The following is a 25,041-nucleotide window of genomic DNA, read 5'->3' on the forward strand; positions in this document are numbered from 1 at the left end:
AGGTTTTAAAAAATCTTAAACCTTTTTTTCACTTCATATTTATCTAAAACCATATTTTTTTATGCCGATATAGGTAATATGGATATCATAACCTATGCCGATACAGTGCATCATAATAATACATATAAAAAATCCGTAAAAAATCGAGTCTTAACGTCAAAGGATGAATCTTTTATTGTTTTAGGGCTTTTAGTGATATTGACAGCAGGATTTATATTTTTTTATTTTTCGATTTTAAGGCTGAACTGGGGCGTTTCATCGATAAAACCTATAGCGTTTTGGGAAGACCCTTCCTCTATGAATGCAATGCGCCAATATGTTATGCCGTCGGCTGATATTTCAAAGGGAGATGATATTCTTCAAACAGAAGCCTCCGAAAAAATCGGTTTTTCTCCGGCAGATGTACCGGATTTTATTACTGCCGTTGACTTTGAAGAATATATGGTTTCAAAAGGAGACACGGTAAGCGGCATTATTCAAAAATTCGGCCTTAAGAATTTGGGAACACTTCTTTCAGTCAACGAAATAAGCAGCGCAAAAAAGTTGAGAATAGGGCAAAAACTGATTATTCCTTCGATTGACGGACTTATTTATACGGCCGCAAAGGGGGATTCTTTAAGTTCGATTGCTCAAAAATATAACTTACCTCTTAATGCAATTTTGGATGCAAACGATCTTGAAAATCAGACCCTAAGTATAGGTCAAAAGCTATTTATTCCCGGTGCATCTATGAGCTCTTTCGAGCTTAAAAAGGCTTTGGGGGAACTTTTTATTTATCCGATAATAGGAAGGCTGACTTCTCCATTTGGATACAGAAGTGATCCTTTTACCGGAAGAAAGAGCTTTCACACAGGTATAGATATAGCAGCACCCATTGGAACCCCGATTAAACTGACCCTTGACGGTACGGTCTCTTATACAGGCTACTCTTCAGTTTATGGTAATTATGTGATAGTTACTCATTCGGGGGGCTATCAGTCAATGTACGGGCATATGCACACAATAAAAGTAAAGCGGGGTCAAATTCTAAGTCAGGGCGGTATTATAGGAACAGTAGGAAGTACAGGCCGCTCTACAGGCCCGCATGTTCATTTTTCCGTATATAAAAACGGAAAACTCATTAACCCTTTGACCGTATTAAAGTAAGCAATTATACATAAAAAAGCAGGCCGTGTTCTATCACGTCCTGCTGGGTTGTATTTAGGATTAGCCTAAATACCAATCGGCATAAGTTAGTGTAAAGATAGTCATAAGACAGTCAATAGATTAAGACCATTTTGACAGGTCAGCCTCTTTAACGTCAAATATAAACTCTTCGCCGTCTCCAACCATCAAGCATGGAATGCCGATTTTTCCCTCCTTTTTGAGCTGAGCAAATTCAGCCCTTTCATCCCGATACTTTAACAAAAACTTTAGATAACCTAAGTCTTCAGTAATGTCAAAATAACGGAACTTTACTCCTTTTCTTTCTAAATATTCCTTTGCAGGCCCGCAATCGGGGCATAATTTACTACCGAATAAAAATAATTGTTTTCTCATATTTTAGTACCCATCCGACATTTGGCGGTTTAAATCTCTTTGGCAAAGCTCCTGATATACCAATGCCCTATCCTTGAGTTTTGCCTTAATCGAGTCAGAAAAGGGCATATACCGCCAAAACACTTCTCTAACTTCCTTGTCTAATTTTTGAATGCCTTCGCTTTCTTTTATCATCCAAGTTATATAATCCTGAATAAAATATTCCTTTATGTCGCCTTTTAGCTTTTGGTTTTGAAACCATTGGTAATAATTGCCGGTCAAACCTTCTTCCATCCAGTAGTAAGAGGCTTTTTCCTTAGCAACCTGCCAGCGTAAATCCGCAGTAGCCATTAAGAGCGAAACTTTTAGACTTTTAGGATACATCGGAATTACTATCCTTCCTCTACTTGTAACCCTATTATAGCGGTCAAAGGGTTCCCAGCAAAAACCTATATCCCCGTAAGTCGGAACTAAGATAACAAAGGGCGGTATTCGGTTTAGTTGATTTTTATATTGACGGCAATAAGCCTGAACATCTATGTCTTCAAGCCACTTCAGTTCTCTTAAAACATTTTCACGGGTACCTAGCTCCTTTGATGAGCTTCTAAAATATTCACGGGATAAAATCGGAAAGTGATTGCCTTTTCGTCCGCATGTCATCTTAGCCATTTGTTTTACGGTATCGAATTCTCCTTCAGCCCCGGACATATTGGTCGTGATTCCTCCGGAAGCATCGGCCTTTTCCCTCAAGCTGCGTACATCCGCATCGGCTTCTTTATAATCCGAAATGCAGCTTTGCAACTCTTTATCAGAATTGAGAAGTTTTTTTCAGCTTTTCGTTTATTTGCATGATCTGCTGTTTTTGAGATTCTGAATAAGGCGATTTTACGTTGGAAAAATTAGCCAGCATATCATGAGAGAACATGCTGTCAATTTGCTGTTTTATGGAGTCTTCAAAGCGGCTGATTTCTTCCGATTTTGCTCTTAGCAAATTATCGGCAGTTTGAAGTTTTCCCTTTGCCTTTTCTAAAAGCTGATTAAATCTTGAGTTATCGTCTCTTTTTGAAATTTTAACTTCGTCTGTTGCCGAAGGGGTGATTTTTCCTATTCCTATTTCTCTGAACCATTCATCCAAATAATATACGGCCTCACAATATGTATTCTCGTCTATTATTTTTGCAAACATATTTTTTTGTTCTGTGGTTAAAAGGGTAGGAAGAACAAGTCCGTACCTTACTGCATATTGCTTTTCTTTTGAAGATTTTCCGGAGGCTATTTTCATAATCATATCGGAAACAAGATTCCAATAAGAAGATTCTACTTGCTGCCTGAATACGCTCCGATCTTTAGGGTCTGTAGCTGTTAAAAATTTAGTAAGAGCTGCATGAAGACGCTGAGCATTCTCGCCTTCGCCTTTTAAAACTGTCTTGTAAAACTCAGCAGTATCAAACAAAGTGTGCGGGGTATCAGAAAAAAATTTTTCAACTTTTTCAAAATGAGTTAAGGTAAGATCAGGCTCGCTCGGGTCTCTTTTTTTTTCGCCCCTCGCTTCAGGAGCCATTGAAAACATAGTCTCCTTGCTTAGACCTCCGGCTTTTATATTTGGAAAAGGATTAGCCTGATTTATATCAAAGTCAAGTCCTTCGGGCGTAGAGGAAGATGGTGCAGTGCTGCTGCCGGAAGGCATTACTACATCTTTGAGAAGCTCATCAAGATCTATTTCTGTTGTCGAATCCACTGATTAGCCGCCTTATTAAATCAATACGCCGATAATATACCAACTGGAGATAAGGGGAATTGAACCCCTGACCTCTTGCATGCCATGCAAGCGCTCTACCAATTGAGCTATATCCCCATCAACACGAAAGGATTATATCAATAAAGCTAATACTATGTCAAGTGTATTTAAAGAATTATCCGCTATTTATTACAAAATAATCATACCGCTTATTTTTTCTTTTAGCTGTTCAATCCCTCTTCCCGTCTTAACCGATATTTCAACAAGTTCGGGGTAATGCTCTTTTAAGCTAAGTATTTGAGCCTCATCAAAAACGTCATCCGTTTTGTTTACGGCAATTATAGAGGGCTTATTACCGCAGGAAAGCTCGTCTAAGACCTTTTTTGTTACTTCAAGACATTCCGGCATTGCAGGATGGGCTGCATCGCATACTATTATTAAAAAGTCTGCAAGAGCCGCTTCTTCTAAGGTAGAGCGGAAGGCATCAATCAACTGGTGAGGAAGATTGCTTACAAAGCCTACGGTGTCGGTCAATAGAATTTGAATATTTTTTTCGGCTGTTTGTAAAAAAACTTTTCTGGTTTCGGCATCAAGGGTGGCAAAGAGCTTATCTTCGGTAAATACTTCCGTTCCGGAAAGTTTTTTTAACAGGGAGGATTTTCCGGCATTTGTGTAGCCTACGATGGCTCCTATTTTCTTATCCCCGTTTAAGCGGGTTTTACGCTGCTCACTCCTTTGAAGTCTTACCCGCTCGACTTCTTTTTTGAGCTTGGAAATTTCGGTTTTTAACCGTCTTCTGTCAAGTTCCAGCTTTTTTTCACCGGCACCTCTGGAAGCTCCTCTCGTTCCCTTTGCCCCGCCCCTTTGCTGGGCAAGGCTCGTCCATCTTCTGGTAAGGCGGGGCATAGAGTATTCTAAACGGGCGAGTTCAGCCTGCAAGACTGCCTCCCTTGTTTGAGCCCTGTCCGCAAATATTTGGATAATAACCTCGGAGCGGTCTATAACGCAGGTGTTTAGGGCTGCTTCAAGGTTTCGCTGAATACGGGGGCTTACTGCACTATTAAAGACAACAAGGTCAGCTCCTTCTTCTTCGATAGCTTGGGCAATTTTTTCAAGCTGCCCCGAGCCTACAAGAGTTGCAGGGTTTTCTTTTGCTATTTTAAAACGGAGGGAGGATAGGGGCTCTAAAAAGATGGTCTTAACAAGGCTTTTTAGCTCTTTTTCTTCTATTTCTTCTTTTAGGGCATCCGCACTTTTTTCATGCAAGGAAGAGCGGCTTATATGAGAATTTGAGGCCGAACTTGAAAATATATCCGTAAAAATGAGTAAGGCCTTTTTTGTTTCGTTATCGGTTATATACATGCCGCTAGCTCCTTGTAAATTATCAATCTGTTAGACTGCCAATGGTTGCATTTTTATAATTTTTTAATCATTATCAAACACGGATTCCATTCATCCCAAAGTGTGGGAAAAACTTCTAATTTTTTAAATCCTTGTTTTTTGTAAAAGGCTATTGTTTGGTCATATTCTTTATAATGACCTTCATCTACCGTTTTTACCTGTATATAATCATATTTAGTTGAAGCAAATTTTTTTAGCTCATTAAATAATAATGTGCCGATTCCCTTATTGTGATATAGTTTTTTTACTCCCATGCAATGCACATCAGCACAATCGGGGCTCGATTCGGTTAATGTTATAAACCCGATAATTTCATCATTTTCCTTTGCTGCCCATAAATCCAATTCTTTTGAATCATTGATATACTCTTTTGTGCTTTCAGGCAAGCCGAACCATTCCGGTAAATCAGTCAAAACTTCTTCGACAATTTTTGCTTTTTCGTCTTTGTTTTCTATTTTGATAATTTTTATCATAAATAACTCCTATTTTGCTTTTTAAACTTATTCTATATCTAAGCCCTTAAAAAAACAAGGGCTTACCCGATTTTAGGTAAGCCCTTATGATTAAAGTTTTGAATCGTCTATCGAATTAAGCCATTTTTCACATTCAGGGGTAACCGAAGCGATGCAGCCTTCTTCAAAGGGATTTTTTAGGTTTGCAAGTTTTAAAAGCTCCAAGAAGGGAAGGCTTCCGCCGGCCTTGCAAAGGCGCAAATAATCTTCCCAAGCCTTTTTTCGGTCGGCATTGGCTTTTACCCAGAACTGTAAGGCACAAACTTGAGCCAAGGTGTAGTCGATGTAATAGAATGGGGAAGCAAAGATGTGCCCCTGCTTTACCCAAAAACCGCCTCGGTTTAGGTAGCCGTTATCGGCATAATCGATTGAAGGATCGTACTTTAATTCGATTTTATGCCATTCGGCCTTTCTTTCGGCAGGGCTTGCTTCGGGATTTTCATATACCCAATGCTGGAACTCATCGACGGTCGCTCCATAGGGAAGAAATTCGAAGGCACCGGAAAGATGGGTAAACTTAAATTTTTCGGTTTGGTGTTTAAAGAAAAGCTCCATCCATGGCCATGTAAAAAACTCCATACTCATCGAGTGAATTTCGCAAGCCTCAAGGGTCGGCCATCCGTATTCGAGAAGACGTGCATTTCTGCTTTGATAAGCTTGGAAAGCATGGCCTGCCTCGTGAGTCATAACCTCGACATCGTGCTGGGTTTTGTTAAAGTTTGCAAAGATAAAGGGAACCTTGTACAGAGGAAAGCCCGTACAATAGCCGCCTCCCGCCTTTCCCTTAGTAGAAAGTAAGTCCATAAGGCCGTAACCGGTCATCATCGTAAAGAATTCGCTTGTTTCGGGCGATAGCTCGTTGTACATCTTCTTTGCCTGCTCAACAATCCAATCAGGTTCACCCTGAGGAACGGCATTTCCCGTAAGGTATTTAAGCCCGGTGTCGTAATAATAAACCTTATCGAGCTTTAACCTCTTGCTTTGACGTTTTTTTAAACTTTGGGCAATGGGAACAACAAGCTCGTAAATCTGCTTTCGGTATTTTGCAACCATTTCGGCATTGTATTCGGTTCTGCCAAGCCGGTCATAGGCAAGCTGAACAAAGTTTTTATAGCCCAGTTTTTTGGCTATCTTTGTGCGTACCTTTACAAGCTCATCATAGATAGAATCGAATTCGGCTTCATTTTCTTCAAAAAAACCGTAGTAGGCCTTTGCCGCCGCCTTTCTTACCTCTCTGTCCATGTTTTGCATAAAGGGACTTAATTGGGAAAGGGTGCGCTTTTCGCCTTGGAATTCGATTTGGGCAGAAGCTATGAGCTTACTGTATTTGCTGGTCAGTTTGTTTTCGGCCATGAGGTCATCCATAATTTCGGGACTGAACACCTTTAAGGATAGATCGGTTAAATCAAAGACCTGATGACCGAATTCCTTTTCGAGCTCGGCTCTGAATTTGGACTTGACCATTTCTGCGCCGAATTCGTTTGAAAGCTTACTAAAAAGAGGACCTGCTTCATCATAAAAGTCGTTCTCTTTATCGTAGAATTCATCCCTTGTGTCGATGGTATGCCTGACCGAGGCCAAAGAAGACATAGTGCTGTACTCACGGTTGATAGCCTGCACCATATCGATAGCTTCGATTTGTTCTTTTACCGAAGCGGCTGCCTTAAATTTAGATAGGGCATCGGCAAAGCCCTTTTCAATAGCCTTCATATCCGGTCTCGTATAAGGCATTTCCTTAAACGGAACCAAAGGCAAAGTTTTTACTGTAGATGTGTTTGACATAAGTCCTCCTATGAAAAGTTTTACAAAAACAAGTATATAGAAGAATAAGCCTTATGTCAATTGAAAATAATTTTGAATTATAGCTTTATATTCTTCAATTGTTGAGGCTTGTACCAATTCTTGGCGGAGGCGTGAGCCGTCGGGTATGCCCTTGGTGTAGGCGGCAAAGCGTTTACGCATTTCGCGGCAGGCTTTTTCTTCTCCCTTTTCATCGCATAAAAAGACGAGCTCTTTAAAGCCGGTGCATATTTTTTGTTCCGTGCTTATTTCGCCGTATGTTCCATTGGTCAAAAGCTCTCTTGTTTGGGTAAAAATAAAAGGGTTTCCCATGGCGCCGCGGGCAAACATTATGCCGGCACAGCCTGTTTCTTCAAGCATTTTTTGGGCATCCTCAGGTGAAAATAAATCTCCCGATCCGAAAATAGGAATTTGATAAGGCTTTGCAAATTGAACCAGCTCAGCAAGGATGTTCCAATCGGCCTTGCCCGAATACACCTGCGAGCGGGTACGGGGATGGATGGTAAGCATTTTAACCCCGGCATCTATGGCGGCTGCGGCTGCTTCTTTCCAGTTAAGTTTGTCGGCGGTAAAGCCTGAGCGTATTTTAAGAGTTACGGGAATCTTATAAGGTGCCATAGTATCGTTTACGGCCTTTACAATCCTGTACAAAAGAGGAATGTCCGTCATCAAGGCTGATCCGGCTCCGTTTTTGGTAATCTTTGCCATGGGGCAGCCCGAATTTATGTCGATACATTCGGGAGAATATTTTTCGGCAATTATGACGGCTGTTTTTGCCATGTATTCGGGGTTTGATCCGAATATCTGTACGGCATAGGCCTTTTCGTTAGGCGCTCTTCCGATAAGGGTTTCGGTTTTTTCGGAATTCCGCACGACGGCCTCCGAAGAGACCATTTCGGTGTATGTAAAATCCGCACCGCAGTCCACGCAGATGGAACGGAATGCCTTGTCGGAGTAGCCTGCAACAGGGGCTAAAAAGATGTTCCCCGATAAAAGAAGCCCGCCTATTGAGACGGGCTTGTAAAGCAATTCTTCCATGTTTTATTCGGGCAGCCGGAAGAGCTTACAGCTGTTTTTCCAAAGTTGATCGGCAAGTTCTTCAATATCTTTACCCAGCATTTCCGCCATAAACTTCACGGTTTCGATGGTGTTGGCCGGCATATTTCTTTGGCCGCGATATACCGATGGGGGCATAAAGGGGCTTTCAGATTCGACTACGATGCGGTCAAGGGGAAGGGCTAAAACCGTATCATGCAAATTTCTTGCATTGCGGTAAGTCAAATTTCCTGCAAAGGAGAAGTACAGAGGAAGCTTTAAGGCTTCTTTTGCATAAATATCGTCTTCTGAATAGCAATGTAAAACGCCTCCTTCTTTGGGAATCCTTTCCTTTAAGATATCAAGAAGATCTTTTCCGGCTTCTCTATTGTGAATAATTACCGGAAAACCTGCCTTTGAGGCAATGTCAAGCTGGGCTATAAAAAGCTCAATCTGGGAGCGTTTATCCCCGTATTTTTTGCAATAATCAAGGCCTATTTCTCCTACAGCCACTACATTTGGTAATTTTAAGCTTTCTTCTATTGTTTTTTGCCAGTCTTTTCCGGGAGATGTAACTTCAGACGGAGATACACCTACGGCATGGTATACCGCCGGTGAAAACCTAAGAGTTTCATACACCTTGGAAAAGTCGTGTAAACTGTTACATATACTTACTATTCTCATTACAGAGCCTTGGCGGGCTTCCTGCACAACGCGTAATTGCTCAATCGGATCGGAATAGATCAACCCGACATGAGCATGAGTATCAAAAATCTGCATATTATTCTTCCATGTAAAATTGATATAATAAATTTTTACCTATTAATTAAGGTAATATTACCGTCCTGTACAGGATAGCATAGAAATGCTTAATCGTCAACTTAAATTTTAAAAATATCTTGCTTTTTTGATGATTTCAGTATATGATTATCGTATAAGTATATTTTTGGAGGTATATATGTATAATGAATGTTTAGATCCTTTGTGTATTGCAGCTCTTGCCTTGTTTTTAGTTATTTCGATTATTCATTTAATCAAGTGCTTTCAGCAAAGACAAAAATGGGCTGATATGACAAAATTTATGCTGATGCCGGCCCTTCTTTTATTCTTTTTGGCCTTCAGCTTTGTAAGTATTAAAACATTTTCAATATTGAATGTTTTAATAATAATTGCTTTGGTTTTCAGTTTTTTGGGAGATGCAATACTTCTTTTTGATAGGGAAAAACAGAATTTTGCTCTTGGTATCTTATTTTTTGCAATTACACAAATATCTTATATAGTTTTTGCAATACTCGGTGCTAAGGTTGAATATATTCCCATTATCCCCGGAATTGTAGCGGCATTGATCTTTTTAGCGGCAATTGTTTATATTATAATGAGAACTAAAAAACAATTAAAAGGGCTTAAACCTATTGTAGTGGCTTACGGACTTATAATATCACTAATGAGCTGGATTTTTATAGTTTTTGCCTTTGCAAACCCGTCCATAGGGCTTATATTGGCCGCTATTGGAAGTGTTTTGTTTATTATATCGGACACTATGGTTTCAGCTAAATACTTTTTTGGCGGCAAGGCCGGAATGCGCTTTCTTATTATGATAACTTATATTTTTGCCCAAGTTTTAATTGTATTCGGAGCCATAGGAATTATCGGAGCTTAATGGTTTAATAAGAGTCTTTAGTAATTCAAATCGGTAAGCGGCTGCGGGTATTTATCCGCTGCCGCTTATTTTTTACAGTTACAATATGGTTGGCCTTTTTGAGTCAAGTTGATATGTAAGAATATATGCATAATTATATTTTAGAAAAATGCGGAAAGACGCAAAAATCTAAAATGAGGTAAGATGCTTATGAAAATAGCTGAAAGACAAATGTTCAAGGTGATATATATGCGGCATGGAAGAATTGCTTTATGAATAAGTTTTTAACTTCTTTTCCGATTTTTTTTACTATGCACTTTTCTTTTATCGAAAATATGCTATAATACTACGAGGTGGTATGCATGATTACTGATAAACGGAAAATAGAGGCTTTGAGTAAAGCTCCTCTTTTTGCAGGATGGGATGAAATCTACTTAAAAGACATAGCCGATAAGGCAGGGGTAGACAGCTATCAAAAAGGGGATATCATTTTTAGGCAGGACGCAAAGGGAGACCGTTTTTATATTATTGTAGAAGGGAATGTTATAATTTTATCGCCTGAAGATAATTCAGTTCTTGCCGAATTTGTAAGCGGTGAAATGTTCGGAGAAACGGCAATGCTGACAGGCGAGGAGCAAAAAGCTATAGCTTCTGCCAATGAAGATTCTATTATTCTTTCTTTTCCTAAAGAAGGCACTCCTATGGAAGACGTTTTTAAGGATAATCCTATAACCTACGCTCAACTTTTAAAGTCTTACTTGGTAATGGTTTCAAGAAGAACCCGAAAGGCTAACTCTTTAATAAAAGAAAACTCCCCCATTATGCAAGAATTGCAAAAGCAGGTTTATGGCGATAAGCTTACAGGGCTTTTAAACAAGGCCTATCTTGAAGAAAACATTGCAAAGTTTATGAAAAGCTCTTTTTCTCTAATTATGATGAAACCCGACAACTTTAAAGCTATAAACGACACCTACGGCCACGAAAAAGGAGATGCCTGTCTTACCTTTATAGGTAATCATTTAAGCCGTTTTTTGGATACGGATTCGGTTCTAATCCGTTATCAGGGAAACGAATTTGCCGTTTTAACGCCTGAGCAGGGAAAAAAAGCCTCAGCTGTTTTAGCCGAAAAAATAAAGTCGGAGCTTGAAAGCCTCGATATTTCTCCGGTTTTAAACAGCCCCTTTAAATTGAGCATGAGTTTAGGTATTTTACTTTATCCCGATACGAAGATTGAAAAAACTGACTTTATAAAACGATGTGCCGAGATACCTCTTATCGGACGGGGGCGCGGAGGCTCTCTGATTCTCTTTGAGGAGGACATAAATGAATAGCTCAAAACAAAAATGGCTTGAAATTTTACAAAAGGCGCGGCTTTTTGACCATCTTTCTATAAAAGAAATTGAAGTTTTAGCTGAGGCAATGTTTTATGCCGAATTTGAAGCAGGTCATGCTCTTGTCTATGAAGGAGAATCGGGCAATGAGCTTTTTATCATAGTAAAAGGCACTATTTCCGTTTCGGTAAAATCGGAAGGAAAGGAAATAGAGCTTGTCCGTCTGGGAGCGGGAGATTTTTTCGGTGAAATGGCAATGCTGGAACAAGAGCACCGCTCGGCGACATGCCAAGCTGTTGAACCTACTTCCTGTCTTGTTCTAAAATCTCAAGATTTTTCTTCTTTAATTATAGATCAGCCGAAAATAGCTTCGACGGTTTTGTACAATATGCTTAAGATTACTGGCAGCCGATTAAGTAAGACGGACGGCCTTTTGTCGCAGATAATCCGGTGGGGTGATGATGCAAAAAAAAGAGCTATTACCGACGAGTTTACAGGGCTTTACAATCGAAGATATTTAGATGAATCTTTTGAAAGCCTTCTTAAACGCTGTGTCCGCCAGCATATCGGGGTCAGCTTTGCCATGGTAGATATTGATCACTTTGGCCGGCTTAATAAAGATTATGGAGCCGTCTTTTGCGACAAGGTTCTGTTATCCATTGTCGAAGTTTTTAAGCGCAATTTTGATACTGACGATATTTTAATCCGGTACGGCGGAGATGAATTTTCGTTTATTATCAGAGGAATATTGGAAAGAGCCGAATATCAGTGTAAAAGGGTATGTACCGAAGTTAATGCTTTAACTTTTCAAGAACACCCTGAATTACGGGTTTCATGTTCAATCGGGCTTGCCGTATATGACGAAAAGATGACTACACCTGAACTCTTAAAATTTTCAGATACGGCTCTTTATTCTGCCAAAGAGGGCGGCAGAAACAGGGTCTTTATCTATCAAAAATAGAAAGTTTTACCGGAGTGTGTTCTTTAACATAATCAATGATATTCATCTTAGACACTTCCCAGCTCTACAAAGTCGGTAGAAATTTTATATGCTAAAAATTCCTTTTGATAAAAGATTTGTTATTGATTGTATTGATTATACCATAAGGCGAGGATTTAAAAAAAAGCTTAAATGTTCTAATAAAAGGATATTTGCTCATTTAGATTTTTCAGGTCTTGGTATAATTACTTTAAATTGTTCACCTTGGATATCATTTATTAATTCTATATTAGGCTGTTCGGATATAGCTCTTTTAATTCCTGACCCTAAACCGCTAAAAGGTAAAAGATGTAAAGCGTAAGAAACTAATTGGTTATTTCTTATTACGGGATTTCCGAATTTTATTTCTTCGACAGTCAGACTATTAGGCAGTTTACCCGGGCTAATTATTTCAACTCTATTATCAAAAATGAGAATTCTAATCGGGGAATTTTTAAAATAATCTCTATGCAGCAAGGCATTTTGTAATATTTCAATAAGCGCTATTTCGGAGATTTCAAGAATACCTGTCGAATTAAAACCCTGTTCTTTTTGAACATGGTGTAAACAAGATTTTAAATATCTCATAGCTTCATCAAAAAGTTCGGGGATTGTTCCTCTTAAATCCGAAGGTTTGCTTTTATAGTAATTTTCCGATATATCGTTTCCAAAAAAAGAGACAAATTTAATCGTAAAAGCCGGTTTTATTTCTTGAGGATTTTTTCCAAAAAAAAGTAATCCCGCAAGCGTTAAGTGTTCATTTCGTAAAACCCGTTTTGCTTTTAAGGCCTGCTCAAGATTTAATCCCTTATCTTCATATGTTGTTCCGAATTCTTTTTTAAAAAAGTCTGAAAATTTTTCTTTATTGATATCATCGACGGAGGATCCATAAACTTCCATTTCATCTGCAAGCAAATTTGCACTTTGTTGGAATAAACGCATTATTTCCGAATTATCGGTAACAAGTCTTTTATTTGCTCCTTGTTTTATAAATATTTCGCCTTTTGATGTTTTATAAGGTTTATTTATTCCTTCTTGAATATGAATAGCTAAAATATATTTAGTTTCAGGGGTTTCTATTTTTAATACTTCGGTTGCAATATAAACAGGAGGCTTTAAATTATCGGCAGCTTGAGATATCCTTTTATCATAATCCTCTATTTTTTCGGGAGATAAGCCTACTATGCCGCCGGTAACATCCTTAATTCCAATTAAAATAAGCCCGCCTATGGAATTAGACATTGCAACAATTTCTTGTGCTATGCTTTCCAAATTAGGCAAATCTTGTTTAAATTGAACTTTGCTTGTTTCTCCCAATGTAATAATTTCCAATATATCTTTAGTATTCATAAATGCATATCTCCATTTATTTTTATATCTTCCCCTTTTTATACATTATCCTTGTGTAGATAATTGTGATTGCGGCTCCTACAGGGATGAGCATGCTTATGGCCTTTCCAAGTTGAGGCATTGCAATAAAAAGAATCAGCATAAAAACGAATGGGACTACGGCAATCTTAGGATTTTTTGCAACGAAGACTACCAAGAGGCCGCCGAAAAGGGCTGGCAGGATATTTTTAAAGGCCGGTGCCATGATGGGAGATTCCAATATGGGTTTTAATTGAGTCAATAAAAGCATTCCCAACACCAAGATGAGGGTTGTAGTAATGGAAGAAACTGCGACGGCTATTGTAGTAACCACATCACCTTCTTCGGTATTGGCCTCAACCTTTGCAGCTTCCAAAGCCAAAACTCCGCAGGGGACTTTTAGGTTCGTTAGGTTTCCTGTAATAAAGCCTACATATGTCCCGCCTGCACCGAGCATGGGTGCAAAGGTAAAGGCTTCGATAATGCCTACCGGCCAAAAAACAACGGCCACACCGAAAAGCCCCCTTAAAAGGAGCCAAAAATTAGGCCAAGTATTATAGTAAATACAGGTAAAAAGAGGATAAGAAAGAAACATTATAATGGCTATTATCATCCATGTTCTTCCCCACCTATGTATGCTTTTTTCGTATGAGCTGAATTCGATTTGTTTATCTTGCATAAAATTCTCCTATAAACTTAGACAATTTAAACTATCAACATAGTAATCGGAATGGAAAATGCCATCCCGCCCAAAAGGCTTATCGGCATCGCATAGCTTTCAAGCCATTTAGCGCTTGTTTTTTTTACGATTAAACCGCAGATAAGCATTAAAAGAGCCGAAAAGAACATCACAAAAACCGGAATCCAGCCCTTAAGCCCGAACCTGATTTCAGAAAATATCATTCCTAAAAAGGCGGAAATCATTCCCATAAAAAGGGCATCGATGAGGAGCTTACTCCATTTTTCATCCTTGGACTTCATCTTAATAAGATTTTTTTGCATCTTAGGCAGAAAAAGAGCAATCACGACAATCCCCGAAATTATTCCAAGAGCCATAACCCAAGAAATAGTCGTATAGGCTGCTGCATCTGCAATAGGCTGATCCAAGGGAATATCTAAGACGGAAGCTGCCGTGCTTGCCGCCGTAAGTTCATAGGTTAAAGCCCCTAAAACCGAAAGCCGGAGCCAGGGCAGAGGAAGGCCTAAAAATTTAGAAAGGCTTATCATGCCCAAAATTATGGAAATAGCTGGGGCAACCGTAAAAATCGCCGCTCCCGAGATAATTTGCTTTATCTTTTTTTTGGACATATTGAGCTCTTTTGCCCGCTTTAAAGCCTTTATCAAAAAAAAGACGGATTGAATTAAAACAAAGAGTATTACAACTCCTGCAAACCAAAAGAGAATAGAACTATTAACATCAAACATACATACTCCTTAAATTAGATATCACACATCCAGATTTGCATAGACGGCATTTTCTTCGATGAACTTTCGTCGGGGCTCGACTTCTTCGCCCATTAGGGTGCTGAAAATTCTGTCGGCTTCAACGGCATCGGGGAGGGTAACCCTCATCATTTTCCGTCTTGCAGGATCCATTGTTGTCTCCCAAAGCTGGGTTCCGTCCATTTCGCCCAAACCCTTGTACCGCTGAACGGCCGCATTGTTTCCGCGTCCTATTTGGTCCAAAACGGAATCTCTTTCATCATCATTGTAAACATACCATTCTTTTTTATTGTGAGAAATTTTATAAAGAGGAGGCATGGCAAGGTACACATGGCCTTTTTCGATAACCTGAGGCATGTACCTAAAAAAGAAGGTTAAAAGAAGGGTTCGGATATGGGAGCCGTCAACATCGGCATCGGCCATTATTATAACCTTATGATAGCGTAATTTTTCTATATTAAAATCTTTTCCGATGCCGGTTCCGAGGGTCGCAATAATAGGCTGAAGCTTTTCGTTATTTACCACCTTGTCGAGACGGGTTTTTTCGACATTAAGCATTTTTCCCCAAAGGGGCAGGATGGCCTGCGTCTTGCTGTCCCTTCCTTTTTTTGCAGAACCGCCCGCAGAGTCTCCCTCAACTATGTAAACTTCGCAAGATTCAGGATCCTTTAAAGAACAGTCTGCAAGTTTCCCCGGAAGGCCGAAACTGTCCAAACCGCTTTTCCGTCTGGTAGCTTCCTTTGCCTTTCTTGCAGCAATTCTGGCGGCGGCCTCTGCGACGCATTTTTCCAAGACCTTTTCCACTTCGCTCGGGTTTTGCTCAAAAAATAAGGTGAGCTTTTCGTTTACAAATGAGTCAACTATACCTCGAACATCGCTGTTGCCCAACTTTGTTTTTGTTTGTCCTTCAAATTGAGGTTCGGGTACCTTGACGGAAACGATGGCGGTAAGACCTGCACGGACATCTTCGCCCGTAAGTTTTTCTTCCTTATCCATCTTTTTTACAAGTTTAGGATACTTCTTTAAAAAGTCGTTCATTACACGGGTGAGGGCTGTTTTAAAACCTTCAAGATGAGTTCCTCCTTCGCGGGTGTTTATATCGTTTACAAACGAAAGGAGGTTTTCGTTATATCCGTCATTGTATTGGATGGCAACCTCACAGAGAATATCGTTTTTTTCGCCTTCGATAAAAACGGGACTTTTCGGAAAAACTTGTTTTGATTCGTTTAAATAAGAAACAAACTGCGATATTCCGCCTCCAAAAGCGAAGGTAACCTCTTTTGGGGTAGAAAGGCGTTCATCCCTCATCGTAATGGAAATATGACTGTTTAAAAAGGCCAATTCCCTTAAGCGGGTTGCAAGCACTTCAAAATTGTATACTGTAGTTTCGGTAAAGATGGAAGAATCTGCTGCCCACCTGATGACCGTACCGCTTTTTTCGGTTTCTCCTATTTTTTTTACGGGCTCAATAATGGAGCCTTTTTCGAACTTTGCATAATGCTCAAAGCCGTCCTTGTAAACCTTGGCTTCCATCCAGACGGAAAGAGCGTTTACAACCGAAACGCCTACACCGTGTAAACCGCCTGAAACCTTGTAAGAACCCTTGTCAAACTTACCTCCGGCATGAAGGCGGGTTAAAACCAGCTCTAAGGCACTTATTTTTTCGGTGGGATGGATGTCTACGGGGATTCCTCGGCCGTTATCTTCTACACGGACAATATCGTTAGGCTCAAGCACTACCAAAATTTTATCGCAAAAACCGGCCATAGCCTCATCTATACAGTTATCTACAACCTCATAAACAAGATGATGAAGACCGTCCGGCCCTGTAGACCCTATATACATACCCGGCCTTTTTCTGACCGCTTCCAAGCCCTTTAAAACCGTAATATTATTTGCCGAATAATTTGATTTTGTCATTTTTTTCCCTTAAAAACTTATAAATTCCCATAAAATTTGACAATAAATGCCTTTTTTCACTATATCATTATTGCAAAAAAAAGTAAAGAAGTAGTATAATGGGCTTCTATGAGTGAATGGGATTATAAGATTTTTTGGGATGAGGCCGTCAATCAGTTTAAAGAAGAGCTGTCCTTTCCGGTATTTTCAATGTGGTTTATACCTGCAAAATATGAAAAATCGACGGAAAATTCGGTAGTTTTAACCGTACCGTCTCAGTTTTTTAGAGATCAACTCGTTACAAAGCACAAAAAAGCTATAGAAAAGAAACTTTTTGAACTGTCCGGTAAAAAATTGTCCATAGAATTTAATATCAATAAAGAAAATACTGCAAATCACGATGAAACGGAAGAAAATGCAGCTGTTTCCGGTCCCATATCAACCGAAAAAGAAACAAAAAAAAGGCAAAAGCCGGCCAAAACTGAGGATAATGGGAGAGGACAGCATCCGGACCTAAAAGCTGAATATAGTTTTGATGATTTTGTTGTCGGGCCGAACAACTCCTTTGCCGTAAATGCGGGGATTGCAGTTTCAACAAATCCCGGAACGGCTTATAATCCGATGTTGATTTATGGAGGCGTAGGTTTGGGAAAAACCCATCTTATGCAGGCAATCGGAAATAAAATATGGAATAATACGAATTTAAAAGTTATCTATGTAACGGCAGAAAATTTTACAAATGAATTTGTTGAGTGTATTAAAAAAGGAAAGATGTCCTCATTTAAAAATAAATACCGAAATGCCGACGTTCTTCTTATAGATGACATTCACTTTTTTCAGGGAAAGGTAGAAACTCAAGAAGAACTTTTTCATACATTTAATGAACTCTACGAAAAAAATAAGCAAATCGTGTTCACATGCGACCGTCCGCCTTCAGAGCTTAAAAATCTTTCACAGCGTTTAAAATCCAGATTTGAGAGGGGATTAAATGTTGACCTTCAGACACCTTCTTATGAAGTCCGCTATGCGATTCTTTTAAAGAAAATGGAAAAGCACAGTATAAAAATTCCTAATGAAGTTATCAACATGGTTGCAAAAAATATTTCTTCAAATGTCCGTGACTTGGAAGCGGCCTTAACAAAACTCATAGCCTATAAGGAGCTTACAAAAAAAACAATGGACGAGGCTACGGCAAAGAACGTTTTACGGGATATTTTCGGATCTACCCGCCAAAGGAATGTTACTATCGATCTTATTCAAAAAACCGTTGCCGATTATTTTAGTATTTCAATTTCAGACATTAAAGGCAAAAAGCGCACCAAGAGCTTTTCTTTCCCGCGTCAAATCGCCATGTTCCTTTGCAGGGAAATGACGGAGTGTTCTACAACCGAACTGGGTAATGACTTCGGAGGCCGCGATCATACTACTATTTTGCATGGCTGTAACAAGATTGAAGAACAAATTACTGCTGACCCCAGCATCGAAAAAGTTATTCACGAGCTTATGAATACTATAAAAGAAAATACGAATAAATAATTTATGAGATAAGAAACTTTTTTGTTGTAGATATTCTTTATTATAAAAATTATACTCTTTAATCGAAATATAAATTTGATTCCCTATCGACTTTTTCTTATCTTTTATGTATTATAGTAAAATAGGATAGACAATATTAGGAGAATGTATGAGTAAAAATAACGACGATAAAAACCAAAACGATCCGTTTAACTTTTTTAACTTCGGGCCGGATTCCGATGGAGATGATAAAAAAACTCCCAAGAAGCCGTTTTTTTCTTTATGGCTTTTAGCGCCGCTTTTAGTTATAATTTTTATCTTAATTAACCAAGTAATGATTCTCAACAGTTCCGCCTTAATTCCGTTTTCGGAATTTAAGGATAGGATTACTTCAGGGCAAATAAAAAAAGTTGTTTTAGGTCCCGTTTATTTTACAGGTTATACCAGTGTGCAAGATGATACTTCTTCAAACACTTCTTTATTTTCATTTTTGTCGGTGCAAAAAAATACTAATGAATATACGACTGTCGGGATATATACTTCGGAATTTTTACAGCTTTTGGATGAACATCATGTGGTTTATCATATAAAGCCCAAGGAAAGAAGTTATATTGTTGAGCTTCTTTTACAGTGGGTACTTCCCTTCCTTTTGATATTCCTTGTTTGGCGTGCCATTATGAGGAGGATGACGAAGGGAATGGGCGGTTTAGGAGGAAGTATTTTTTCTCCAGGGCAAGCCAGAAGTGCGGCAATAGACGAGGGAAAGGTTGAAACCCGTTTTAAGGATGTTGCAGGTGTCGATGAGGCTAAAGAAGAATTAATGGAAGTTGTTGACTTCTTAAAATATCCTCAAAAATATACCGAGATAGGCGGAAAAATTCCGCGAGGTGTTCTTTTGGTAGGCCCTCCCGGAACGGGAAAAACTCTTCTTGCAAGGGCTGTTGCAGGTGAAGCAGGAGTTCCTTTCTTTAGAATAAGCGGTTCCGACTTTGTTGAAATGTTTGTCGGCGTGGGAGCTTCCCGCGTGCGTGACCTATTCAGACAGGCCCGTGAAAAAGCCCCGTGTATTATCTTTATAGATGAATTGGATGCTATAGGAAAGTCCCGTCATAATTCTTATAGTTCAAATGATGAAAGAGAACAAACCTTGAACCAGCTTTTAGTTGAAATGGACGGTTTTGATAATAAGACGGGCTTGATTCTTTTGGCTGCTACCAACCGCCCGGATGTCTTGGATCCGGCCTTGTTAAGACCCGGCCGCTTTGACCGGCAGGTCGTAGTTGACCGCCCCGATGTTAAGGGAAGAGAACAGATTCTCAAGCTCCATGCAGAAAGTGTTAAGCTGGATGCTTCAGCCGATTTGGCTGCGATAGCCCGTATTACGGCGGGATGTTCCGGTGCTGACCTTGCAAATATTATAAATGAGGCAGCTCTTTTAGCCGTCCGAGGCAAAAGAAAGACCGTAATTATGACGGATTTGGATGAGGCTGTTGAAAAGGCAATGATAGGCTTGCAGAAAAAGTCCCGCGTAATCCGCGAAGAAGAAAGAAGGGTAATAGCTTATCATGAAACAGGTCATGCCATCGTGGGCAGTTTTACCGATGGAGCCGATAAGGTACATAAGGTAACTATCGTTCCCCGCGGAACCTCAACCTTAGGTTATACCTTCCATATTCCCGAAGACGATAAGCACATTGTTACAGAAAAACAACTTTTAGCCGAGATAGATGTTCTTTTAGGCGGCCGTGCCGCTGAACAGGTAAAGTTCAATATGGTTTCTACCGGAGCGGCGAATGATTTAACCCGAGCTACCGATATTGCCCGAAGCCTTATAACCGATTACGGTATGAGCTCTAAATTTAAAAACGTAGCCTTGAGCAAGCGTGGTGCCGGATATCTTGGCGATAATGAACCTAGAATGGTGCGTGAATATGCCGAAACAACTCAGCAATACATTGATGAAGAAATAGCAAAAATAATCAATACACGCTATGAAGGTGTTGTGAAAATGCTGAATGAAAAAAAGCATCTTTTAGAAAAAATTGCTACAACTCTTTTAGAAAAAGAAACTATCGAAAACGAAGAATTTGATGCTATAATCGCAGAAGAAAAGGCTCCTAAACTTTTTGAAAAAGAGAATGAAGAGACGGCAGTATCCTAAAAAGCAGCTCGAGCTATGAATATACGTCTTATGCATTTGTCCGACTACGAAGCCGTGTACGGTTTATGGATATCTTGTGCGGGTATGGGACTTAACAATTTTGACGATTCAAAAGAGGGGATTGCCGCATTTTTAAAACGCAATCCGGAAACTTGTTTTGTTGCCGAAAGCGAAAACCCGAAAGAAATTGCGGGCGTTATATTGGCGGGAAACGACGGACGGAGGGGCTATATCTATCATACCGCCGTTCATCCGAATTACCGTAAGCGAGGGATCGGCTCCCGTTTGGTTGCCTCTGCACTGGACGCTTTAAAAAAGCTCGGCATACATAAGGCTGCTCTGGTTGTATTTGAAAAAAACAAAGACGGAAACGCTTTTTGGGAACAGCAGGGCTTTTCCGTTCGGGACGATTTGGTATACCGCAACAAAGCTCTTTCGGCAATAAAAAGAATAGATACTTAAGCCTGTCTAAAAACTGAAGTTTTTGTACAGGCTTTTGAGGTTGTTATCCTTTGTATTTAAAAATTTTTGAGAGATAAAAAACATCCGTATTGTAAATATAATAAAAAAATGGTAAAATACGCCCTACAAAGATAGGATTATTGGAGGTATGATATGACCAAATGGGGAGCTTTTGCACTCGGTGTTGCTGCAGGAGGAGCCGCGGTTCTCTTAGCCAAAAATGCCGGTTTTAAAAAGGCTTGTGCTAAAGTAGTAGGAGCAGGCCTAAAATTAAAAGAAGATGCCGCCGCCTTTGTCGAAACGGTAAAAGAAGACGCTCAGGATATAGTGGCGGAAGCTGCATATAACAAAGAAGCTGCAGAAGCAAAATAGATTTACCTATAAAATCTTTATGAATTTTTATATTGCTCACCGCCTTCCGGGACGTTTGCGTTTAAGATATAAACGGAAAGGCTTAAGCCGTAAACAAGCCGTTCTTGTAGAGACCCTTGTGTCTTTGCAAGAAGGCATAAGGTCTATAAGTGTAAATCCCGTTTCGGGAAGCATCTTACTTGAATACTCTGGGATAAGTGAAGACGAGGCTCTTTCGTACATCAAGGCTTTAAATTCCGCCTATCTTGAAAATGAAGAACTATTGTCAAGCGTCGAAGAACCTGTTGTAACGGAGAGCTTGGCGGTTTCTCTGATAAGCCTGCTTGCGGAATTCTTTATCCGAAGGCTATTACCTCTTCCCGTCCGCAGAATATTGGCTCTCTATACGATTATGCCCCGTGTAAAAGGCGGAATAAGAGCTTTAGCAGGCGGAAGACCCTTTTGTGCCGAAACCTTGGATGCGGCCGCGCTTTCTCTTTCTTATGGTACGGGAGATTTAAACACTGCCGGTAACATCGCAATGATGCTTGAAATGGGCGAAATATTGGAAGAATATACCAGACGGAAGTCTTATGAAAATTTAGCCCTCAGTTTTTTAAACACAAAAGAAACGGTTCACGTCCTAAGGAACGGAAACGAAACGGAAATATCCGCTAATCTTCTTCAAGCAGGCGATACGGTTATTCTTAGAATAGGTTCGGTTATTCCCGCAGACGGAACGGTTGTTTCAGGGGAGGCTTCCGTCAATCAGGCTTCGATGACGGGGGAAGGGCTTCCCATTCACAAGATACCGGGCGATACCGTCTTTGCTTCAACCATTGTTGAAGAAGGAGAAATCCGTGTCTGTGTAAAGGCTTGCGGCAGGGAAACGCGGGTCAGCAAGATAGCCGATATGATAGACCGCTCGCAATCGCTTAAGGCGGCTTCGCAGATAAAATCTGAGCGGACGGCGGACAAACTGGTGTTTTATAATTTTTTACTCGCAGGCTTAACCTATGCCTTTACCCGTAACTTTGCAAAGTCCGCCTCGACCCTTCTTGTCGACTATTCTTGTGCAATGAAGTTATCTGCCCCCGTCTGCGTGCTTTCAGCTATGAAAAACTGCGCCGAGCACGGCATTACCGTAAAGGGCGGCAAGTTTTTGGAAGACTTTGCCCGTGCGGACACAATCGTGTTCGATAAGACGGGAACACTGACGGAATCCCAGCCCTCGGTTAAAAAGATAATCACCTTCGGCAGCCGAGCCGAAAGAAACATATTGAAAATAGCAGCCTGTCTTGAAGAGCATTTTCCGCATTCGCTTGCACGGGCCGTTGTGCGGGAGGCCGAAAAGAGGGGCATTAAACACCGGGAAGAACATACAAAGGTTTCTTACATTTTAGCCCATGGCCTTGCTTCTACCCTAAAAGGGGATGAGCTGAGGATAGGAAGCGCTCATTTTATATTCGATGATGAGGGCATTCCCAAAACGGAAGAAGCCGAAAAAGCTATTAAAGATTTGTCGAAAAGCGGCTGTTCTCAGTTATATTTATCGATAGGAAAAGAACTTGCCGGTATCATTGCGATAGAAGATCCTGTACGCCCCGAGGCAAAAGAAGTTGTTTCAGAACTTCACAAACTGGGAATAAAAAACATAATTATGCTTACAGGGGACGGCCCCCAAACCGCCCGCAGCATAGCTGAAAGGACGGGGATTGACCGCTATTATGCGCAGGCCCTGCCTGACACAAAGGCCGATTTTATAAAGACATTGAAAAAAGAAGGAAAAACCGTTGTAATGATAGGCGACGGGATAAATGATTCTCCTGCCCTTTCGGAAGCGGATGTGGGCATTGCAATGGGGCAGGCCTCTTCGATAGCGGGAGAAACGGCCGACATTCTTCTGCCCGATGATGGGCTAAGAGCCTTACCCATTTTAAGGCGTATAGCAACAGGCTTAATCAAAAGAATCAAGTCAAACAATGGGGCTATTATAGGCATTAACTCAGCCCTTATTGCAGGGGAACTTGCAGGCTCCATTCCTCCGGCTACGGCCGCTTTTATTCATAACGGATCGACGGTTGCCATAGGTATGTCTGCAATGAGAAGCTACGAGCCGCCTCTTTCATAAAAGCTTTTATTGGAGAAAGTAATGACTGTTTCAAGTTTTTTTCCCGGGCATATAAGGCTGCGGGGCGAGCTTATAAAAGATGACGATATTTTTAAAGCCTTTGAAAAGGCGGCTTCTTCTCATAAGGCTGTCCGCAAAATTGAAAGGAATGCGAGGATAGGAAGTCTTTGCATAGAGTATGATGCAGATGCCCTGCCTTTATCAAAGTTTGAAATCTTTAGAGAAGATTTACCCGAGCTAAAAAAACTTTCCGATGCTTATATTTTGGGCAAGGTAGAAAAGGAAGCACTTATCAAAAAAATCGCCGAGCTTTGGGAAAAGTTAAACACCGTATGAAAAGCACTTTTATGAAAAGCAACTTTTAGGAAAAGCCGTTGATGTTTTTTATATTTTGGAGTATAATAGTAGGTATGAAAGAAAAATCTTATCTAGGCTTAAAATTCAATTTTTCTCATTATAATTTTTTGTGTGCCGATTATGTGCCGAAAAATGTTAGCCTAAGCTACCCCCCCCCATTTTCTCTATTAGGTAAAATATCTCTAATCAAAGCTAGTAATACTTATTTTTCTCATATAGGTCAATTCTTTTTTGAAAATAAACCGTTAAAGAATATATACCATTATATTCTATTTGATTTCACAAAGACAGTTTGTGTTTTTACTTCTTATTTATCAAAGCTAAAATATCTTAATTTAATATAAAAGGAAATTTATTTTATGGAAGTAGTATCTTTTTCGGTTGAAAATTTTAGAAGCATCACAAAGAAAAGTGTAATACCATTAAAAAAACTTTCTATTTTAATCGGTAAAAACAATGAGGGTAAGTCGAACCTCTTAAAGGCTCTTGGGCTTGCAATGGATATTATAAGTTCAGGCCGGTTTATAAAGAGACCTATTAGCAGCAGCCGATTGATATTTTCACGGACTAAGAATTATGACTGGGAAAGGGATTTTCCAATATCCCTCCAAGATGGTATAGGTGGAGAAACAAGACTTGGTCTTGAATTTGAGTTATCTCAGACAGAAAAGGAAGAATTTAATAAGAGGTTTAAAACTAAACTTTCATCCACTATTGTATTTGAAATAAGTATAGATTCAAATGCTAAGGGAGAGCTTGAGATAAGTGAACAAAACAAAAAGAACAAAAAAATAGTTGGAGATCAAAAACATGAGATATGTGAATTCGTAAAAGAAAAAATATATTTCAATTATATTCCTGCAGTCCGAACCGAGGAAGATGCTGCAAAAATTGTCTATGAGCTTATAAGCAATGAATTATTAGGAATCAAAGAAGATAAGAAATATAAACAAGCTTTGGAATCTATCAAAAAACTGGAAGCCCCTGTTTTAAAAAAGATTAGCAAGACCATTAAAGATTCGATAGTACAGCTTGTTCCTAATGTAAAGGATGTAATAATTGCAAACAACAGTGAGCCCTCATATATGAGCAGACATTTGTATTCAGGTCGTGAATATATCGAAATAGATGACGGTACAAAAACAGGTCTTGAGCTAAAGGGTGACGGAGTAAAAAGTTTGGTTACAATGGCCTTGTTAAAGGATATGACATTAAAAAAAGACCAAATTTCTTTTGTGGCAATAGAAGAACCTGAAAGTCATCTACATCCTGAAGCCGTACATCTTTTAAAAAATAAGATATATGAGATAGCCGAAAAAAAATCAAGTAATCATCTCTACACATAGTCCTATCTTTGTAGATCGTGAAAATATAGATTCAAACATCATTATAAATGACGGT

General features: G+C 39.7%; 21 protein-coding genes, 1 tRNA gene and 1 pseudogene. 11 read left to right on the forward strand and 12 right to left on the reverse strand.

The window, feature by feature from the left end; genetic code table 11:
* Positions 1-78: 78 nt before the first annotated feature.
* On the forward strand, positions 79-1,146 hold the full coding sequence (locus JO40_RS05630) for a peptidoglycan DD-metalloendopeptidase family protein (protein WP_044978487.1): 1,068 nt from the start codon (positions 79-81) through the stop codon (positions 1,144-1,146).
* Positions 1,147-1,266: 120 nt separating this feature from the next.
* Here JO40_RS05630 and JO40_RS05635 read toward each other — a convergent pair whose 3' ends face one another.
* The 8 genes and pseudogenes from JO40_RS05635 to JO40_RS05670 all read right to left on the reverse strand — a co-directional run bounded on the left by JO40_RS05635 (position 1,267) and on the right by JO40_RS05670 (position 8,784).
* Positions 1,267-1,539, reverse strand: a complete 273-nt coding sequence (locus JO40_RS05635; RefSeq protein WP_044978488.1) for a glutaredoxin domain-containing protein — start codon at positions 1,537-1,539, stop codon at positions 1,267-1,269.
* Between the two features lie 3 nt (positions 1,540-1,542).
* Positions 1,543-3,256 (reverse strand): annotated as a pseudogene (locus JO40_RS15195) (hypothetical protein).
* Positions 3,257-3,300: 44 nt separating this feature from the next.
* A tRNA-Ala gene (locus tag JO40_RS05645) sits at positions 3,301-3,373 on the reverse strand.
* A gap of 72 nt (positions 3,374-3,445) precedes the next feature.
* On the reverse strand, positions 3,446-4,618 hold the full coding sequence (gene hflX, locus JO40_RS05650; protein WP_044978489.1) for a GTPase HflX: 1,173 nt from the start codon (positions 4,616-4,618) through the stop codon (positions 3,446-3,448).
* A 53-nt stretch (positions 4,619-4,671) separates the two neighbouring features.
* The gene (locus tag JO40_RS05655; protein WP_044978490.1) at positions 4,672-5,130 is read right to left on the reverse strand and encodes a GNAT family N-acetyltransferase; all 459 of its coding nucleotides are present in this window, start codon (positions 5,128-5,130) and stop codon (positions 4,672-4,674) included.
* Between the two features lie 90 nt (positions 5,131-5,220).
* A complete protein-coding gene (locus JO40_RS05660; protein ID WP_044978491.1) occupies positions 5,221-6,951 on the reverse strand; it encodes a M3 family oligoendopeptidase in 1,731 nt (576 codons plus the stop codon).
* 51 nt (positions 6,952-7,002) lie between these two features.
* On the reverse strand, positions 7,003-8,007 hold the full coding sequence (gene dusB / locus JO40_RS05665) for a tRNA dihydrouridine synthase DusB (protein ID WP_044978492.1): 1,005 nt from the start codon (positions 8,005-8,007) through the stop codon (positions 7,003-7,005).
* Positions 8,008-8,010: 3 nt separating this feature from the next.
* On the reverse strand, positions 8,011-8,784 hold the full coding sequence (locus tag JO40_RS05670) for a TatD family hydrolase (protein ID WP_044978493.1): 774 nt from the start codon (positions 8,782-8,784) through the stop codon (positions 8,011-8,013).
* A 178-nt stretch (positions 8,785-8,962) separates the two neighbouring features.
* Here JO40_RS05670 and JO40_RS05675 point away from each other — a divergent pair, with 178 nt between their 5' ends.
* The 3 genes from JO40_RS05675 to JO40_RS05685 all read left to right on the forward strand — a co-directional run bounded on the left by JO40_RS05675 (position 8,963) and on the right by JO40_RS05685 (position 11,935).
* The gene (locus JO40_RS05675; protein ID WP_044978494.1) at positions 8,963-9,664 is read left to right on the forward strand and encodes a lysoplasmalogenase; all 702 of its coding nucleotides are present in this window, start codon (positions 8,963-8,965) and stop codon (positions 9,662-9,664) included.
* Positions 9,665-10,005: 341 nt separating this feature from the next.
* The gene (locus tag JO40_RS05680; protein WP_044978495.1) at positions 10,006-10,974 is read left to right on the forward strand and encodes a GGDEF domain-containing protein; all 969 of its coding nucleotides are present in this window, start codon (positions 10,006-10,008) and stop codon (positions 10,972-10,974) included.
* The gene (locus JO40_RS05685) at positions 10,967-11,935 is read left to right on the forward strand and encodes a GGDEF domain-containing protein (protein ID WP_044978496.1); all 969 of its coding nucleotides are present in this window, start codon (positions 10,967-10,969) and stop codon (positions 11,933-11,935) included. The genes JO40_RS05680 and JO40_RS05685 overlap by 8 nt, the downstream gene beginning before the upstream one ends.
* A 195-nt stretch (positions 11,936-12,130) precedes the next feature.
* Here the strand turns inward: JO40_RS05685 and JO40_RS05690 are convergent, their stop codons facing one another.
* Genes JO40_RS05690 through gyrB form a run of 4 tightly spaced genes read right to left on the reverse strand, consistent with a single transcriptional unit; the run spans position 12,131 to position 16,684 of the window.
* A complete protein-coding gene (locus JO40_RS05690) occupies positions 12,131-13,303 on the reverse strand; it encodes an RNA-binding domain-containing protein (RefSeq protein ID WP_044978497.1) in 1,173 nt (390 codons plus the stop codon).
* Positions 13,304-13,325: 22 nt separating this feature from the next.
* Positions 13,326-14,000 carry a hypothetical protein gene (locus JO40_RS05695; RefSeq protein WP_044978498.1) on the reverse strand — a complete coding sequence of 225 codons (675 nt, stop codon included), beginning with the start codon at positions 13,998-14,000 and terminating at the stop codon, positions 13,326-13,328.
* 26 nt (positions 14,001-14,026) lie between these two features.
* Positions 14,027-14,746, reverse strand: a complete 720-nt coding sequence (locus tag JO40_RS05700) for a DUF5058 family protein (RefSeq protein WP_044978499.1) — start codon at positions 14,744-14,746, stop codon at positions 14,027-14,029.
* Between the two features lie 21 nt (positions 14,747-14,767).
* Positions 14,768-16,684, reverse strand: a complete 1,917-nt coding sequence (gene gyrB, locus JO40_RS05705; protein WP_044978500.1) for a DNA topoisomerase (ATP-hydrolyzing) subunit B — start codon at positions 16,682-16,684, stop codon at positions 14,768-14,770.
* Positions 16,685-16,792: 108 nt separating this feature from the next.
* On the opposite strand from gyrB, the gene dnaA reads away from it, so the two are divergent.
* The 7 genes from dnaA (at position 16,793) to JO40_RS14560 (ending at position 24,986) form a co-directional block, all read left to right on the forward strand.
* A complete protein-coding gene (gene dnaA, locus JO40_RS05710; protein ID WP_044978501.1) occupies positions 16,793-18,199 on the forward strand; it encodes a chromosomal replication initiator protein DnaA in 1,407 nt (468 codons plus the stop codon).
* A gap of 148 nt (positions 18,200-18,347) precedes the next feature.
* Positions 18,348-20,339, forward strand: coding sequence for an ATP-dependent zinc metalloprotease FtsH (gene ftsH / locus JO40_RS05715; protein ID WP_044978502.1), 1,992 nt, complete (start codon positions 18,348-18,350; stop codon positions 20,337-20,339).
* Positions 20,340-20,354: 15 nt separating this feature from the next.
* Positions 20,355-20,801, forward strand: a complete 447-nt coding sequence (locus tag JO40_RS05720) for a GNAT family N-acetyltransferase (protein WP_044978503.1) — start codon at positions 20,355-20,357, stop codon at positions 20,799-20,801.
* Between the two features lie 153 nt (positions 20,802-20,954).
* Complete coding sequence (locus JO40_RS05725) at positions 20,955-21,173, forward strand: DUF6110 family protein (protein WP_044978504.1); 219 nt, start codon at positions 20,955-20,957, stop codon at positions 21,171-21,173.
* 19 nt (positions 21,174-21,192) lie between these two features.
* A complete protein-coding gene (locus JO40_RS05730) occupies positions 21,193-23,283 on the forward strand; it encodes a heavy metal translocating P-type ATPase (protein ID WP_044978505.1) in 2,091 nt (696 codons plus the stop codon).
* Positions 23,284-23,304: 21 nt separating this feature from the next.
* The gene (locus JO40_RS05735) at positions 23,305-23,619 is read left to right on the forward strand and encodes a hypothetical protein (RefSeq protein ID WP_044978506.1); all 315 of its coding nucleotides are present in this window, start codon (positions 23,305-23,307) and stop codon (positions 23,617-23,619) included.
* 380 nt (positions 23,620-23,999) lie between these two features.
* Positions 24,000-24,986 (forward strand): ATP-dependent nuclease, encoded by a 987-nt coding sequence (locus JO40_RS14560; protein ID WP_245609033.1) that lies wholly within the window; start codon positions 24,000-24,002, stop codon positions 24,984-24,986.
* Positions 24,987-25,041: the final 55 nt, after the last annotated feature.

The sequence above is a fragment of the Treponema putidum genome, assembly GCF_000755145.1.
Lineage (GTDB): Bacteria > Spirochaetota > Spirochaetia > Treponematales > Treponemataceae > Treponema_B > Treponema_B putidum.